This window comes from Micromonospora sp. WMMD1274 (genome assembly GCF_049179035.1).
In the GTDB taxonomy this organism is placed as follows: Bacteria; Actinomycetota; Actinomycetes; order Mycobacteriales; family Micromonosporaceae; genus Micromonospora; species Micromonospora tulbaghiae.
The window spans coordinates 1402561-1415174 of sequence record NZ_JBMHMG010000001.1 but is presented as its reverse complement, the minus strand read 5'-3'; the positions used below and the strand labels follow the sequence as shown (position 1 = coordinate 1415174).

11 protein-coding genes and 1 pseudogene are annotated in these 12614 nt (G+C 70.5%); 7 read left to right on the top strand and 5 right to left on the bottom strand.

Annotated elements, in window-relative coordinates:
- Positions 1-150: 150 nt before the first annotated feature.
- From ACN27D_RS06130 to ACN27D_RS06120, 3 genes are all read right to left on the bottom strand, one after another.
- Positions 151-1956 (bottom strand): hypothetical protein, encoded by a 1806-nt coding sequence (locus ACN27D_RS06130; RefSeq protein WP_421498716.1) that lies wholly within the window; start codon positions 1954-1956, stop codon positions 151-153.
- Positions 1953-2858, bottom strand: a complete 906-nt coding sequence (locus ACN27D_RS06125; RefSeq protein WP_421498715.1) for a bifunctional DNA primase/polymerase — start codon at positions 2856-2858, stop codon at positions 1953-1955. Before ACN27D_RS06125 ends, ACN27D_RS06130 begins: the two co-directional genes overlap by 4 nt.
- A 378-nt stretch (positions 2859-3236) precedes the next feature.
- A complete protein-coding gene (locus ACN27D_RS06120) occupies positions 3237-3545 on the bottom strand; it encodes a helix-turn-helix domain-containing protein (RefSeq protein ID WP_421498714.1) in 309 nt (102 codons plus the stop codon).
- A 339-nt stretch (positions 3546-3884) separates the two neighbouring features.
- On the opposite strand from ACN27D_RS06120, the gene ACN27D_RS06115 reads away from it, so the two are divergent.
- From ACN27D_RS06115 to ACN27D_RS06095, 5 genes and pseudogenes are all read left to right on the top strand, one after another.
- Complete coding sequence (locus ACN27D_RS06115; protein WP_421498713.1) at positions 3885-4676, top strand: helix-turn-helix domain-containing protein; 792 nt, start codon at positions 3885-3887, stop codon at positions 4674-4676.
- Positions 4677-4713: 37 nt separating this feature from the next.
- Positions 4714-5994, top strand: a complete 1281-nt coding sequence (locus ACN27D_RS06110; RefSeq protein WP_421498712.1) for a tyrosine-type recombinase/integrase — start codon at positions 4714-4716, stop codon at positions 5992-5994.
- A 128-nt stretch (positions 5995-6122) separates the two neighbouring features.
- Positions 6123-6515 (top strand): annotated as a pseudogene (locus ACN27D_RS06105) (ComEC/Rec2 family competence protein); the annotation flags it as partial.
- A gap of 121 nt (positions 6516-6636) precedes the next feature.
- On the top strand, positions 6637-7617 hold the full coding sequence (gene holA / locus ACN27D_RS06100) for a DNA polymerase III subunit delta (RefSeq protein ID WP_421498711.1): 981 nt from the start codon (positions 6637-6639) through the stop codon (positions 7615-7617).
- Entirely contained in the window at positions 7614-8123 is a 510-nt protein-coding gene (locus ACN27D_RS06095; protein ID WP_121683474.1) for a hypothetical protein, read from the top strand. The genes holA and ACN27D_RS06095 overlap by 4 nt, the downstream gene beginning before the upstream one ends.
- A gap of 219 nt (positions 8124-8342) precedes the next feature.
- Here ACN27D_RS06095 and rpsT read toward each other — a convergent pair whose 3' ends face one another.
- Both rpsT and ACN27D_RS06085 read right to left on the bottom strand, forming a co-directional pair.
- Positions 8343-8609 (bottom strand): 30S ribosomal protein S20, encoded by a 267-nt coding sequence (gene rpsT / locus ACN27D_RS06090; protein WP_013287988.1) that lies wholly within the window; start codon positions 8607-8609, stop codon positions 8343-8345.
- Between the two features lie 222 nt (positions 8610-8831).
- Complete coding sequence (locus tag ACN27D_RS06085; RefSeq protein WP_421498710.1) at positions 8832-9845, bottom strand: phosphotransferase family protein; 1014 nt, start codon at positions 9843-9845, stop codon at positions 8832-8834.
- Between the two features lie 70 nt (positions 9846-9915).
- Here ACN27D_RS06085 and ACN27D_RS06080 point away from each other — a divergent pair, with 70 nt between their 5' ends.
- Positions 9916-10452, top strand: a complete 537-nt coding sequence (locus ACN27D_RS06080; protein WP_120568499.1) for a DUF4240 domain-containing protein — start codon at positions 9916-9918, stop codon at positions 10450-10452.
- Between the two features lie 125 nt (positions 10453-10577).
- The gene (gene lepA, locus ACN27D_RS06075) at positions 10578-12455 is read left to right on the top strand and encodes a translation elongation factor 4 (protein WP_120568500.1); all 1878 of its coding nucleotides are present in this window, start codon (positions 10578-10580) and stop codon (positions 12453-12455) included.
- Positions 12456-12614 lie beyond the last annotated feature (159 nt).

The following is a 12614-nucleotide window of genomic DNA, read 5'->3' as shown; positions in this document are numbered from 1 at the left end:
CTGTCATGGCCTGGCTATGTGGTTCCGGACGTGTTCACGTTTTGTGGTGGGTCACGTCAGCCCGGACAGCGGGGGCTGGCGGGTGCTGTTGGTTTGCGGGTTTCCGGACAGCCCGTCCCGCGCGTTTTCAGGTTCGACCGGTCGAACGGGTCACGGCTTCTCCTGTCGGGGCTGTGGCCTCTTGGCGAGGCAGTCGGGGCAGTTGGGGTGTCGGGGGCGGTCACGGGCGAGCCACCACCCGTGCGCCGCCGCTTCAAGATCATCCGCGTTGCTTCCAGAGAGAAATCCCGGATCGTGCTTCGAAACCTTCGATACCTTCGCGGCGGCGCGTTTCCCCTGCTCAGAGCGGGTGAAGGTTTGCGGGGCCATATCTTCGCGATCCTTCGGCCCGGCTGCGTCGCTGTCGCCCGCGAAGGTTTGCGACCACAGACCTTCACCACCGCTGACCTGCGGTTCCGAAGGTTGCGAAGGTTCAGAAGCAGGTTTCCCGGCCTCTATCTCGGCTCGCCCCTCTGGGGCGGCGATCAGCCAGAGCTGCCGCCGGGTCTTCTCGTGCTTGCGGGTCGGCTGGACGGTGTAGCCGAGCTGCCGCAGCGCGGGCGCCGAACGCATCAGCCTGCCGCCCACCCCCTGCGGGGTCTTCGGCCAGTCGCGCGGCTTCTGATCCGGTAGCGGGATGAGGTCCAGCAGTTCCCCGGTTTCGCCCTCCCACGGGGCGGTGAGATGGTCTGCGAACTTGCGCAGGCTGTCCGTGAACGGGTCCGACGACACCACCGTCTCGGCTAGGCCGTCGAAGGCGTCAAGGTACGACTTCAACGTCTCCCACCCGGTCACCTTGTCGACCGCGGCGAGCACCCGCGCGAAGTCGGCCATGCGCGGCATCTCCGCCAAGTCGACGTGGGGCAGTTCCCGCAGCACCTTGACCAGCAGGTCGAGTAGCGCGCCGAGCGCACCCGCGTATGCCTCTTCGGCAATCTGCTGGACACGCTTGTCGGACCGGCGACTCTTCTTGTCGATCACCTCTAGCTCGACCGGCATGAACCGGTCGGCCAGGTCCCCGCGCAGCGCGCCCAGCGAGACACCGTTGATGGCGAGTACCCGCCGGAAACGCAGTACCGAAACGTCGTCGTCGGAGTACAGCGCCCGGTCGACGTGCCCGTCTCCGGTCACCGCCTTGCAGAGCAGGTCGGACAGCCAAGGCGGCACGTCGGAGACGTTGTCCAGCGCGACCGTCCAGCTTGCGTTGGCGGTCACCGCCCATTGCCGGATCTCGCGGGGCGGGGAGCGCAGCGGCGCGGTGGACGGGTCGACCAGTTGCATCAGCAGTTTGGTGGCGGTGGATTTGGCGGTGCCCTGCTCGCCGAACACGGCGAGGATGGCGTGGGGAATGTCGGGAAGGAACGCGCTGACCAGCCAGCCGACCAGCGCGCGCCGGCGGTCGGTGTCGACGTTGATGAGGCTCAGGTACGGCTCGACAGACCCGCCGGTGGTGGGAACCGGTAGGGGTGCGGTCAGGTTGGTGCGGCGGAACAGCACGGGCGCGCGGTCCACGATTACCCACGTGTGGGAGTCGATGAGCACGCACCGGCCGTCCGGCCCCCCGAGGTCGAGCGCGATGCCGTCCCGATAGGGGGCGACGCGCAGGTAGACGGGCTGCGGGTCGTGGTCGGTGGCGTACCCCTCCAGCACGTTCAAGGCGTCGGCGAGCGCCGACTGTGAGGGGGCGTTGCCGCCGCATGATTCGGCGTACTGGCGGGCGAGGAACTTCCGCAGCCCGTTCGCGCCGCGCAGCGGCCGGGCGATGCTGTGCCCCTGCTTGGCGACCGCGTACGGCCGGCCGTCGTCGCCCTGCACGAGCGTGAACCGCTCCCGGGCCAGCTTGACTAGCAGCGTCGCCTGTGACGGCTTGCGTTCCTTCTCGCCGTCGTCTGGGGCGGTGTCGTCAATGTCGGTCACTGGGCCACCGCCGCCGTGCGCGGCCGGGACCTGCCGGCCCGCATCCCGGACTCGATGGTCGCCCACGTCTGCCGCTCGCCGTGCTTGTCGACGTGCCCGTTCAACACCGCGGCCCGGTAGAGGCTGTCGCGCACCTCGTCCTCAGCCAGCAGTCCGGCGGCGACCAGACCGCCGAGCGCGAACGCCTTCCGGTTCAGGTAGCCGTTACGGCCCGAGCCGGGGCCGAGGGCCGACAGCTCGGCGACCGCACCGGCGAGGCTTGCCGCGGCGTACCCGCCACCGACCCGCGGGCCGCTCCCTCCCCGCTGGGTGCAAGCCTGGCGGGCGCGTACCGGAACCTCAGACAGGCGACGTCCCCACGACGCGGGCAGCGCGGGCAGTTCGGCGACGTGCGGCACCCGATCGGCGGGCAGCACGTCCGGGCCGATCCACCGGTACCGGCGCCCCTCGGGGTGCATGCTGGGCCAAACCACCGCGTACCGGTGGCCGCTGTGCAGCAGTTCGATGCCGGGGCCGGCGCGGCGTTCCTGCCACCGCACCCCGGCGGGCACCCGGTACAGGCGGATGCCGGAGCCGTCGCCGCGGGAGGTTGTCGCCCAGGTAGGCGGGAGTGGCCCGCACTCGGCGGACAGGCTGGCGAAGGATGCGGCACCGGGCTTGCCGTCCCAGCAGTCCACGTCGATGCCGAGGACGGTCGGGGGGAGACGCAGCGCGATGTTCGCGGCGGGGTAGTGGCGGCACCAGCGGTCCACGTCCGCGTCGTCGGGGTAGGGCGCACCTCGGCCGGTCCAGCCGGGCGGCGGTGGCCATTTCTGGCCGGCGGGCAGGTGGAGGGTTCCGGCCCAGCCGGCGGCCCGGTAGGCGGGCGCGGCGGCGGCGTACGGGTAGATGTCAGGCTGCACGGCGGACCCGCCTCACGTCTCGCCGGATGGCGGGCAGGGCCAGGTACCGCTGTCGGGTGACGGGGCAGCGGCGCCGCATCATGTCGCGGAGTGCGGCGGGGCGCAGGAGGTGCGCGGCGTGGCAGTGCGGGCAGCATTCGACGACGGCCACGAACCGACGGCACGCGGCGTGAGGGGAATAGACAACCGCGCGGGCGGTCGGTTCTTCCCGCAGTCGTCCGGCCGGTTGACCGCGGCGCGGGGTTGCATCAGCTAGCATCGGGTTCGGCTTTCTCGGTGAGGGCCAAGCGAGTTCGTTGGTGGTGGCGGTGGCCGGGTCCTGGCGGGGCCCGGCTTCGCTGTTTCTCGGGTCGGATCTACCGCCCCGGCCGGCGGCGGTCACGCGGCTGGCGCTTCCGGAACAGCCCGCAGGGTTGCGGGATTCTGTGAAACGACACCCTGTTTTCCCTGCTCAGAGGCGGGCCGGTTTTTCTTCTCGTCAAACTCGGTCGCCAATTCCTCGGGGAAGAAGGTGGTCAGGAAGCGTCGGGTGGGGATCCGAATGGATCGACCGACGCGGAGACTTGGGATCTCCCCGCGCCCGATGGCGTCGTACACGGCGGTGCGGGAGATGCCGAGGATGCCGGCGGCGCGCGGTGGCGCGAAGGTCGGCTCAATCACCGGGTCCGGAAGTCCACGAATGCTCACGCGGCGTCCGCCCGGTCATCGAGTTGGAGTAGGCGCAGCACGGCGGACGTCGGCACGACAAAGCGGCGGCCCCGGCGGAGTACTGGGAAATCCACATTTCCGGACGCCAGAAGCGCATACGCCTTCGTGCGGCGGTATCCGTACACCGCCTCGACGGCGTCTAGACCATCCATCCGTACGCCGCACGCTCTGATCCGCTCCAAGGTCCACTCATTCGGCTTACTCATCGTTCGCACCTCCCGCTCAGCAAAGCAACATGTGACGTGTTGAAACGACACGCAACGCCACCATACGGCGTAGGTTGAGACGAAGCAACACGGCGTGTAGCGTGTCGTTTTGATGAGCACTCGAAGCTTGACACTCAGTGATGTCGCAGCGGACCAGATCGTCCGGCTGCGGAAACGTCTCAACCTCACGCGGGAGCAACTGGCTGCCCGATGCGCAGAGCTGGGTTATCCAGCGCTCACTGGCCCAGCTCTCGCCAACATCGAGACTGGTCGTCGTAAGGGTGATGGCGTGCGACGCCGTGACGTGAGTGTCGACGAGCTGGCCGTGCTTGCGCAGGCGTTGCAGGTGCCGCCGCTGCTCCTGCTGTTCCCGGTAGGCGTGACCGAGTCAGTGGACGTTCTGCCCAGCCGCTCGTTCGATACCTGGTGGGCGGCGAAGTGGTTCACCGGCGAGGCGAACCTCGGGGATGACACGGAAGACCAGCAGTTCGGCGTGCCGCTGTACTTGTTCCGGCGTCATGATCGCCTGCTCGACGATTACCTGGGGCACATGACGGACCAACTTTTTCCGCCCGAGGGTCAAGACGAGGATGCCCGGAAGATGCTCGCAGCTCGGGCGCTAAGCCGGCTTCGCGACGTGCGGGGAGAGATGCGCCGTCATGGACTGACTCCGCCGTCGCTGCCCGAGGATCTGCGGCATGTCGACGACCGGTGGCACGTCTACCGCACGCCCGAGCAGATGGAGGCGTATGCGGCAGAGCACCCCGGCGACGCGCGTTTCGTGGACAGCTCTCGCCCCGGTGCTGGGCGAATTGTGCAACCCGGCGACGCGCAGCGGATTCGCCGCGCGCAGCAGGCATGGAAGGCAGAGATCGAAAAAGATGAGGGGGGAGTGAATGACTGAGCGCCGGGGAGATCCGATCAAGAAGGTCCCGTTAGCGGTGCCCAAGATCGACGCGAACGGCAAGAAGATCACCGAGCGGTACCGGTTCACCATCGACGTGGGTCGGAAACCGAAGATCGACAAGGCGACCGGCAAGCCCATGATCGGGGCGGACGGCCAGGTGGTCATGACCCGCGACCAGCGGACGTTCACATTCGACAAACTAGGAGACGCCCGCGCCGAGTGGAACCGGATCCGGCACGAGCGCGGCCAAGGCACGCTGGTCAAGCCGGACCGGAAGACCACCGTCAACGACCTGTGCGACCAGTGGCTTGCCACCAAAGCGGACCGGAAGCCGTCGACCGTCCGCAGCTACGTCGATGCGCTGGCCATGCTGCGGAAGCGACACGGTTACCTGCCCGCCCAACAGATCACCGAAAGCCACATCGAGGCGCTGAAAGCGGCGGCGCTGACCGGAGAGGCACGCAAGATCGGTCCAGCGGGCGCGCCGCTGTCCCGACGGACGACCAACTTGCAGTTGCAGACCATCTCGTCGATGTTCGCGTGGGCAGTGGAGCGCAAGAAGGTGTCCACCAACCCGGCCGCGTCGGTCGGTCGGGTACGCCCGCCGATCATCGACCCGGACGACTTGGAGACGCCCGACGCCGCAGCGATGCGCGGGGCCTGGCAGCTCGACGACGCGGTGGCCTTCCTCCGGTCGGTGCGCGAGTCCCGGCACTACGTCGGCTTCCTGCTCGCCGTACTCGGACCGCGTCGCGGCGAGGTGCTGGGGCTGCGGTGGGACCGATGCGACCTGACGGGGGAGCGCGGTCCGTGGTGGCCGGGGGCGCCGAAGTTCCCGCCGGGGACACCCACGATCGCCATCACCCGCAACCGGGTGGTCGTCGCGGGCAAAGAACACGTCTACAGCCCGAAGAGCGCTGGCGGCCGGCGGGTGCTGGTGTTGCCGCCGCTCGTTGCCCAGGCGCTGAAACAGGTGAAGAAGGACCAGGCCGCCGAGCGGCTGGCGACCGGCATCGGCGAGCAGTACAACCCGCTCGGCTATGTGGTGGTCGACGCGGACGGTTCGGCGCCGCGCCCGCAGACGTGGAGTGAGCGGTGGGACTCGGCGGTGAAGGCGGCCGGGTTGCCGAGGATCCCGCTGCACGGGGCACGGCACTGCGCGGCTTCCCTGCTGGGTGACATGGGTCTGCCGCTGGTCGCGGTGGCCGCCTGGCTCGGTCAGTCGCAGGTGAGCGTCACCCAGGGGTACACGCATGCGATGGCGGAACGGATTGCCCAGGTCGGCACGGCTCTGGGTGACGCGCTGAGCGGCTGACAAGGCCGTTGTGAGAAAACTGTGAGAGTTGATCTCCAGACGAGATCACTTCGCAGAGTGACAGATCTTCATTAGTGGCCGTTGACCTGCACTGATGTGCGGACGACTCGATAGCCGCCTGGTCGGGCAGATTTGATCCGAACAACAACTCGCTGGTGCTGGCCGCCACTGTGGGCGGGGTACGGATCCTGCTCACCGGGGACGCCGAGACGGAGGAGCAGCGGGCGATGCTGGAGACGACGCCGGCCGCCCAGATCCGGGCCGACGTGCTGAAGGTGGCCCACCACGGGTCGGCGTATCAGGCGCCGGAGTTCCTGGCCGCGGTGCGCCCGGCGGTGGCACTGGTGTGCGTGGGGGTCGACAACGACTACGGGCATCCCAACGCCGGGCTGCTGGACCGGCTGACCCGGGGCGGTGCGCGGGTGCTGCGTACCGACACCGACGGGGACGTGGCGGCGGTCCGGGCGGGCGCCGGTCTCGCGGTGGTGAGACGTGGGGCCGAGTCGGGGCCGGCTCGATAACCGGGGGATCTTGTCGCAGTAGATGAGGGATCAAGGCAAATGTCTGGATTTGCGCTGTGTGCGGGCTGCGCCGTCACAGTCCCCGATGAGCAGGCCCGGCCGGGTCGGAGGGCGTGCGAGTATGGGCGACGTGACCCCCGCCGACCTGCCTCCTATTGTGCTCGTCCTCGGCGACGAGGAGCTGCTCGCCACGCGAGCGGTCACCGAAGCCGTCGCCCGGGCCCGCGAGGTCGACCCCGACGTGGACGTGCGGGAATACCAGGCCGGCACGCTCACCGTCGGCGAGATCGCCGAGATGCTGAGCCCGTCGCTGTTCGGCGGTCGCCGGGTGCTCGTGCTCCGCTCCGGTCAGGACGCCCGCAAGGACCTGTCGACCGCGCTGCTCGCGTACGCGAAGAATCCCGACCCGGACGTGCAGCTCGTCGTGCTGCACCTGGGCGGGGCCAAGGGCAAGGCGTTCGCCGACGGCCTGCGGGCGGCCGGCGCCACTGTGGTGCCGGCGGTGAAGCTCAAGGGCGACCGGGAGCGGGCCGCGTTCGTGCGGGACGAGATCCGCCGCATCGGCGGCAAGTGCACGCCCGACGCGGCCGACGCCCTGGTCGCGGCCGTCGGCAACGACATGCGTGAGCTGGCCGCCGCCTGCTCGCAGCTGGTCGCCGACACCGACGGGCGGATCGGCGCGGACACGGTCGCCCGGTACTACCGGGGACGGGCCGAGGTGACCGGCTTCACCGTCGCCGACGCGACGATGGTGGGTGACGTGCCCGGCGCGTTGGAGGCGCTGCGGTGGGCGCTGCACGTCGGCGTCGACCCGGTGCCGATCGCCGACGCGCTGGCCGACGGCGTACGAACCGTGGCCCGGGTCGCCGCCGCCGGCCGGGGTAATGCGTTCCAGCTGGCCAAGACGCTCGGCATGCCGGCCTGGAAGATCGAGAAGGCCCAGGTGCGTGCCCGGGGCTGGACGCCCGAGGGCCTGGTCGAGGCGATGCGGGTGGCCGCCGAGTGCAACGCGGCCGTCAAGGGCGGCGCCGACGACCGGGCGTACGCGCTGGAGCGGGCCGTTTTCTCGGTGGCGGCGGCCCGGCAGGGCGGCGCCCGGTGACCCGAGCGTGGTCGACGGTGGCCACGGACGAGGAGCGGTACCGCCCGCTCTACGCCCGGGTGCTGGGACTGCGCTTCGTCAACCCGGGTGGGGTGCTCTGCTTCCTCTTCTTCGAGGGCGCGGTGGCGCTGGCCGTGCTGCTCGCGCTCGCCGAACTGGTGAGCTGGTGGGCGGTGCTGGTGCTGCCGGTCGCGGTGGCCGCGATGGTCAAGCTCAACGACGTGGTGGCCGAGATGGTCGTCCGCACCGCCGCGCAGGTGCCCGAGCAGGAGCGGGACCGCTTCCGCCGGCAGATGGAGCCGGTGATCGGGCGGGCCCGGGTGCCCACCGGCGCCCGCGCACTGCCGGGCGCACCGACATCGGCGAGCGCCCGCGCGTTGTCAGGCGGCGCGACGCCGGCGAGCGGGCGGTCGTTGCCGGGCGGTCCGACGCCGGTTGCCGACCCTCGGGGCATCCGCTACCACCATCCGCGACGCTCGACGTTCGACCGCCCCGGCGAGCGGTGACCACGGCGTCCCCGGTGTGCGCCGACCCCCGGCTCACCTCGGCCGCGGCGGGCACCGATCACGCCGCAGATCTTGGTACGAAAGGGCCCCTATAGGGGCCGAAATCCTCCAAGATCGCCGAGCCGCCCCTCAGCGCGCCGCGCTGCGGGGGAGTGCGGACAGGCGGAAGCCCCGCGGGCACAATGGCCCCGGGGCTTCCGGTGGGATCTGTAGCGCTGGTCAGGCAGAGAACGAGGCGACGCGCTTGGCGATCGCCGACTTCCGGTTGGCCGCCTGGTTCGAGTGGATGACACCCTTGCTGGCAGCCTTGTCCAGCTTGCGGGTGGCCTCACGCATGAGCACGGTGGCCTTCTCGGTGTCGCCCGCCTCGGCAGCCTCGTGGAACTTCCGGATGGCGGTCTTCAGCGACGACTTGACCGACTTGTTACGCAGCCGGCGCTTCTCGTTCTGCCGGTTGCGCTTGATCTGGGACTTGATGTTCGCCACGCGACAGCCTCGTCTTGATAGCTCGGGTTGGTCTGCTTTCGCGCACGACGAGCATGCGTCATCGCCGCGCGAAAAGCCAGGCTACCAGGTCGGCCCCGTACGAGCCAAAACGCCTCCGCCCGGCCCGTCTGACCCCACCACCTCCCCGAGCGGCGCGCCACTTCGGGGAGGTGGTGGGGTCAGGGCCCGTGGGATGCCGCCATCTCGCCGAACTGGTGTGGATCAAGAGGAACAAGGGGAAGGGGTGGGGCGTGCCCGGGACCAGCCCTGGCGCTCGGCCAGCCAGCCGAGTGCCTGCTCCCCGCTCCAGCGCTGGTGGGCGCGCAGGTGCGGGGAGGCGTTGGACGGTCCGGCCTCGGCGCCGGTCAGGAAGTACCCGGCCAGCGCGGCGAGCGTCACGTCCAGCGCGTCGGCGGGCGCCCCGGCCGCCGCCGGGTGGGCGGCGAACGTGGCGTCCGCGTCCAGGCCGCTGGCGTACGCGGTGAGCAGCAGCCCGGCCAGGTCGAACCAGGCCGGCCCGTGGCAGAGCCAGGGCCAGTCGCACAGCCAGGCCCGTCCGCCGGAGTCGATCAGGAGGTTGTCCACCCGCAGGTCGCCGTGGGCCAGCCCGGGTGCGGCGTCGGCGTACGTGGGCAGGCGCGACTCCAGCGCGACCAGCTCGGCCAGCGGCGCACCGGCCGCCGGCTCGGGCGGCGGCTCGCGTCCGGCGGCCACCTCGCCCCACCAGAGGATGTCGTCGCGGGCCAGGTCCGCGAGGCGGGGCAGCCGGAGCGCGGCCAGCTCCGCGGGCGGTTCGGCGAGCGCGGCGGCGATCTCGGCGTACGTGGCGAGGGCGGCGTGCAGCTCGGCCGGCTCCCAGGGCAGCCGGGGGGTGTGCCCGTCGATCGCGTCGAGCGCGAGCGCGTACCAGCCGGACTCGGTGAGCGCCCAGCGCGGCCGGGGCACCGGCAGGCCCGCCGGGAGCCGGGCCAGGATCGCCGCCTCGTGGGCGTACCAGTCGACCAGGTGCCGTTGCCCGTGCAGTGCCGCCGCCTTGACGAACACGCGCTCGCCGGTAAGGCCGGTCAGCACGGCGGCGAAGCCGCTGGTGAACCCGCCGGCCGTCGTCCGGACCGCCGCCGGTTCGCCGCCGATCCGGGCGGCCAGCGCGTCCCGCAGCCCAGCGGGCAGGTCGGCCCAGCCGGGCCGGACGGCTGTCGACCCGTACGGAACCGGCGGTAGGGAGATCGAGCGCACCGCTCCATGCTGCCGCACCGGCGGCGCGCGGCGAACCGGCGCGTCGGTGGGCTCTGCCAGACTGCCCGTCATGAGGACCGAGGAGTTCTGGCAGTTGATCGACGACGCCCGCGCGGGTGCCGGGGGAGAGCCCGACGCGGTCGCCGCCCGGGCGGTCGCGCTGCTGGCCGAGCGCGACCCGGAGGAGATCGTCGGGTACGCCCACCACCAGCGGCGGGTGCTCGCCGCCTCCTACAAGGTCGACCTCTGGGGCGCGGCCTACCTGATCAACGGGGGCGCCTCGGACGACGGCTTCGAATACTTCCGGGGCTGGCTGATGACCCAGGGCCGGGCGGTGTTCGCGCGGGCGGTCGGCGACCCCGACGCGCTGGCCGAGCTGCCGCAGGTGCGTGCCGCGGCGCTCAGCGGCGAGGAGTTCGAGTGCGAGGAGATGCTGGCGGTGCCGTGGGACGCGTACCGGAAGGCCACCGCGTCCGACCTGCCGGCCGAGCGTGACCCGGTTCCGGTGCCCGACCTGAACGACTTCTGGGACTTCGACGACGAGGAGGAGGCCCGCCGCCGCCTGCCGAGGCTGGCCGCCCTGTTCGTCGAGCCACCCGTGGAATAGCGGAGCCACCGGTGGAATAGCGGTGGAGTGAAGGGGGAGTCCGGGCGCGCCCCGGGCGACGTGGGACCATGGAGGGGGCCGGCGGCGCGCCGGCCGCTCACGTCAGCCGACCAGAACGGACCGCTGTGCCACCGACGCTCGATCCCGGCGCGAACGCTCCTGGTGCCACCGACCCGGCGCGCATCCGGAACTTCTGCATCATCGCCCACATCGACCACGGGAAGTCGACCCTGGCCGACCGGATGTTGCAGCTCACCGGTGTGGTCGACCCGCGGCAGATGCGCGCGCAGTACCTGGACCGGATGGACATCGAGCGCGAGCGCGGCATCACCATCAAGAGCCAGGCCGTGCGGATGCCGTGGACGATCCGCGAGGGCGACCGGGCCGGCGAGACCGCTGTGCTCAACATGATCGACACCCCGGGCCACGTGGACTTCACCTACGAGGTGTCCCGTTCGCTGGCCGCCTGCGAGGGCGCGATCCTGCTCGTCGACGCCGCGCAGGGCATCGAGGCGCAGACGCTCGCCAACCTCTACCTGGCGCTCGAGAACGACCTGCACATCATCCCGGTGCTCAACAAGATCGACCTGCCGGCCGCCCAGCCGGAGAAGTACGCCGAGGAGCTGGCCCACCTGATCGGCGGCGACCCGGCGGACTGCATCAAGGTCTCCGGCAAGACCGGCGAGGGCGTGCCCTACCTGCTGGACGAGATCGTCCGCCAGTTCGTGCCGCCGGTGGGCGACGCCGAGGCTCCGGCCCGCGCGATGATCTTCGACTCGGTGTACGACGTCTACCGGGGTGTGGTCACGTACGTCCGGGTGATCGACGGCCGGATCTCGGCCCGGGACCGGATCAAGATGATGTCCACGGGCGCGGTCCACGAGCTGCTGGAGATCGGCGTCATCTCGCCGGAGATGGTGAAGGCCGACGCGCTCGGCGTCGGCGAGGTGGGTTACCTGATCACCGGCGTGAAGGACGTGCGCCAGTCCCGGGTGGGTGACACCGTCACCATCAACAACAACCCGGCCAAGGAGGCGCTCGGCGGCTACAAGGACCCGAAGCCGATGGTCTACTCGGGTCTCTATCCGATCGACGGCTCGGACTACCCGAACCTGCGCGAGGCGCTGGACAAGCTCAAGCTCAACGACGCGGCGCTCACGTACGAGCCGGAGACCTCCGGCGCGCTGGGCTTCGGCTTCCGTTGCGGCTTCCTCGGCCTGCTGCACCTGGAGATCATCCGGGAGCGGCTGGAGCGGGAGTTCAACCTCGACCTGATCTCCACCGCTCCGAACGTGGTCTACCGGGCCATCCAGGAGGACGGCGAGGAGATCGTGGTCACCAACCCGAGCGAGTACCCGACCGGCAAGATCGCCGAGGTGTACGAGCCGACCGTGCGGGCGACTGTGCTGACCCCGAACGACTACGTCGGCGCGGTGATGGAGCTGTGCCAGGGCCGCCGGGGCAGCCTGCTCGGCATGGACTACCTCTCCGCCGACCGGGTGGAGCTGCGCTACACGCTGCCGCTGGCCGAGATCATCTTCGACTTCTTCGACCAGCTCAAGAGCCGCACCAAGGGTTACGCCTCGCTGGACTACGAGCCCTCCGGCGAGCAGGCGTCCGACCTGGTCAAGGTCGACATCCTGCTGCACGGCGAGCCGGTCGACGCGTTCAGCGCGATCGTGCACAAGGACAAGGCGTACACGTACGGCACGACGATCGCGGCGAAACTGCGCTCACTGATCCCGCGCCAGCAGTTCGAGGTGCCGATCCAGGCGGCCATCGGCAGCCGGGTCATCGCCCGGGAGACCATCCGCGCGATCCGCAAGGACGTGCTCGCCAAGTGCTACGGCGGTGACATCAGCCGGAAGCGCAAGCTGCTGGAGAAGCAGAAGGAGGGCAAGAAGCGGATGAAGATGGTGGGCCGGGTGGAGGTCCCCCAGGAGGCGTTCATCGCGGCGCTGTCGTCCGACTCCGGCGACGGCAAGCCCGCCGGCAAGAAGTAACGGTCAGGCTCCACGAACCGGCCGGCGTCCTGTCCCCAGGGCGCCGGCCGGTTCGCGTACCCAGGAAATTTTCAGCCTCTGGCAGCGCTCCCACCTGCGGGTTCGTCCCGGTCGGGGGAGCGGCGGTCGATGCCGCCGGTTTCGGTTTTCGATGCGTCG

Bases quoted from the DNA above. Each gene is read 5' to 3' on its own strand.
- ACN27D_RS06080 (WP_120568499.1), top strand. From the start codon at position 9,916: ATGAGGACCGAGGAGTTCTGGCAGTTGATCGACGACGCCCGCGCGGGT.
- holA (WP_421498711.1), top strand. From the start codon at position 6,637: ATGGGCGACGTGACCCCCGCCGACCTGCCTCCTATTGTGCTCGTCCTC.
- ACN27D_RS06115 (WP_421498713.1), top strand. From the start codon at position 3,885: ATGAGCACTCGAAGCTTGACACTCAGTGATGTCGCAGCGGACCAGATC.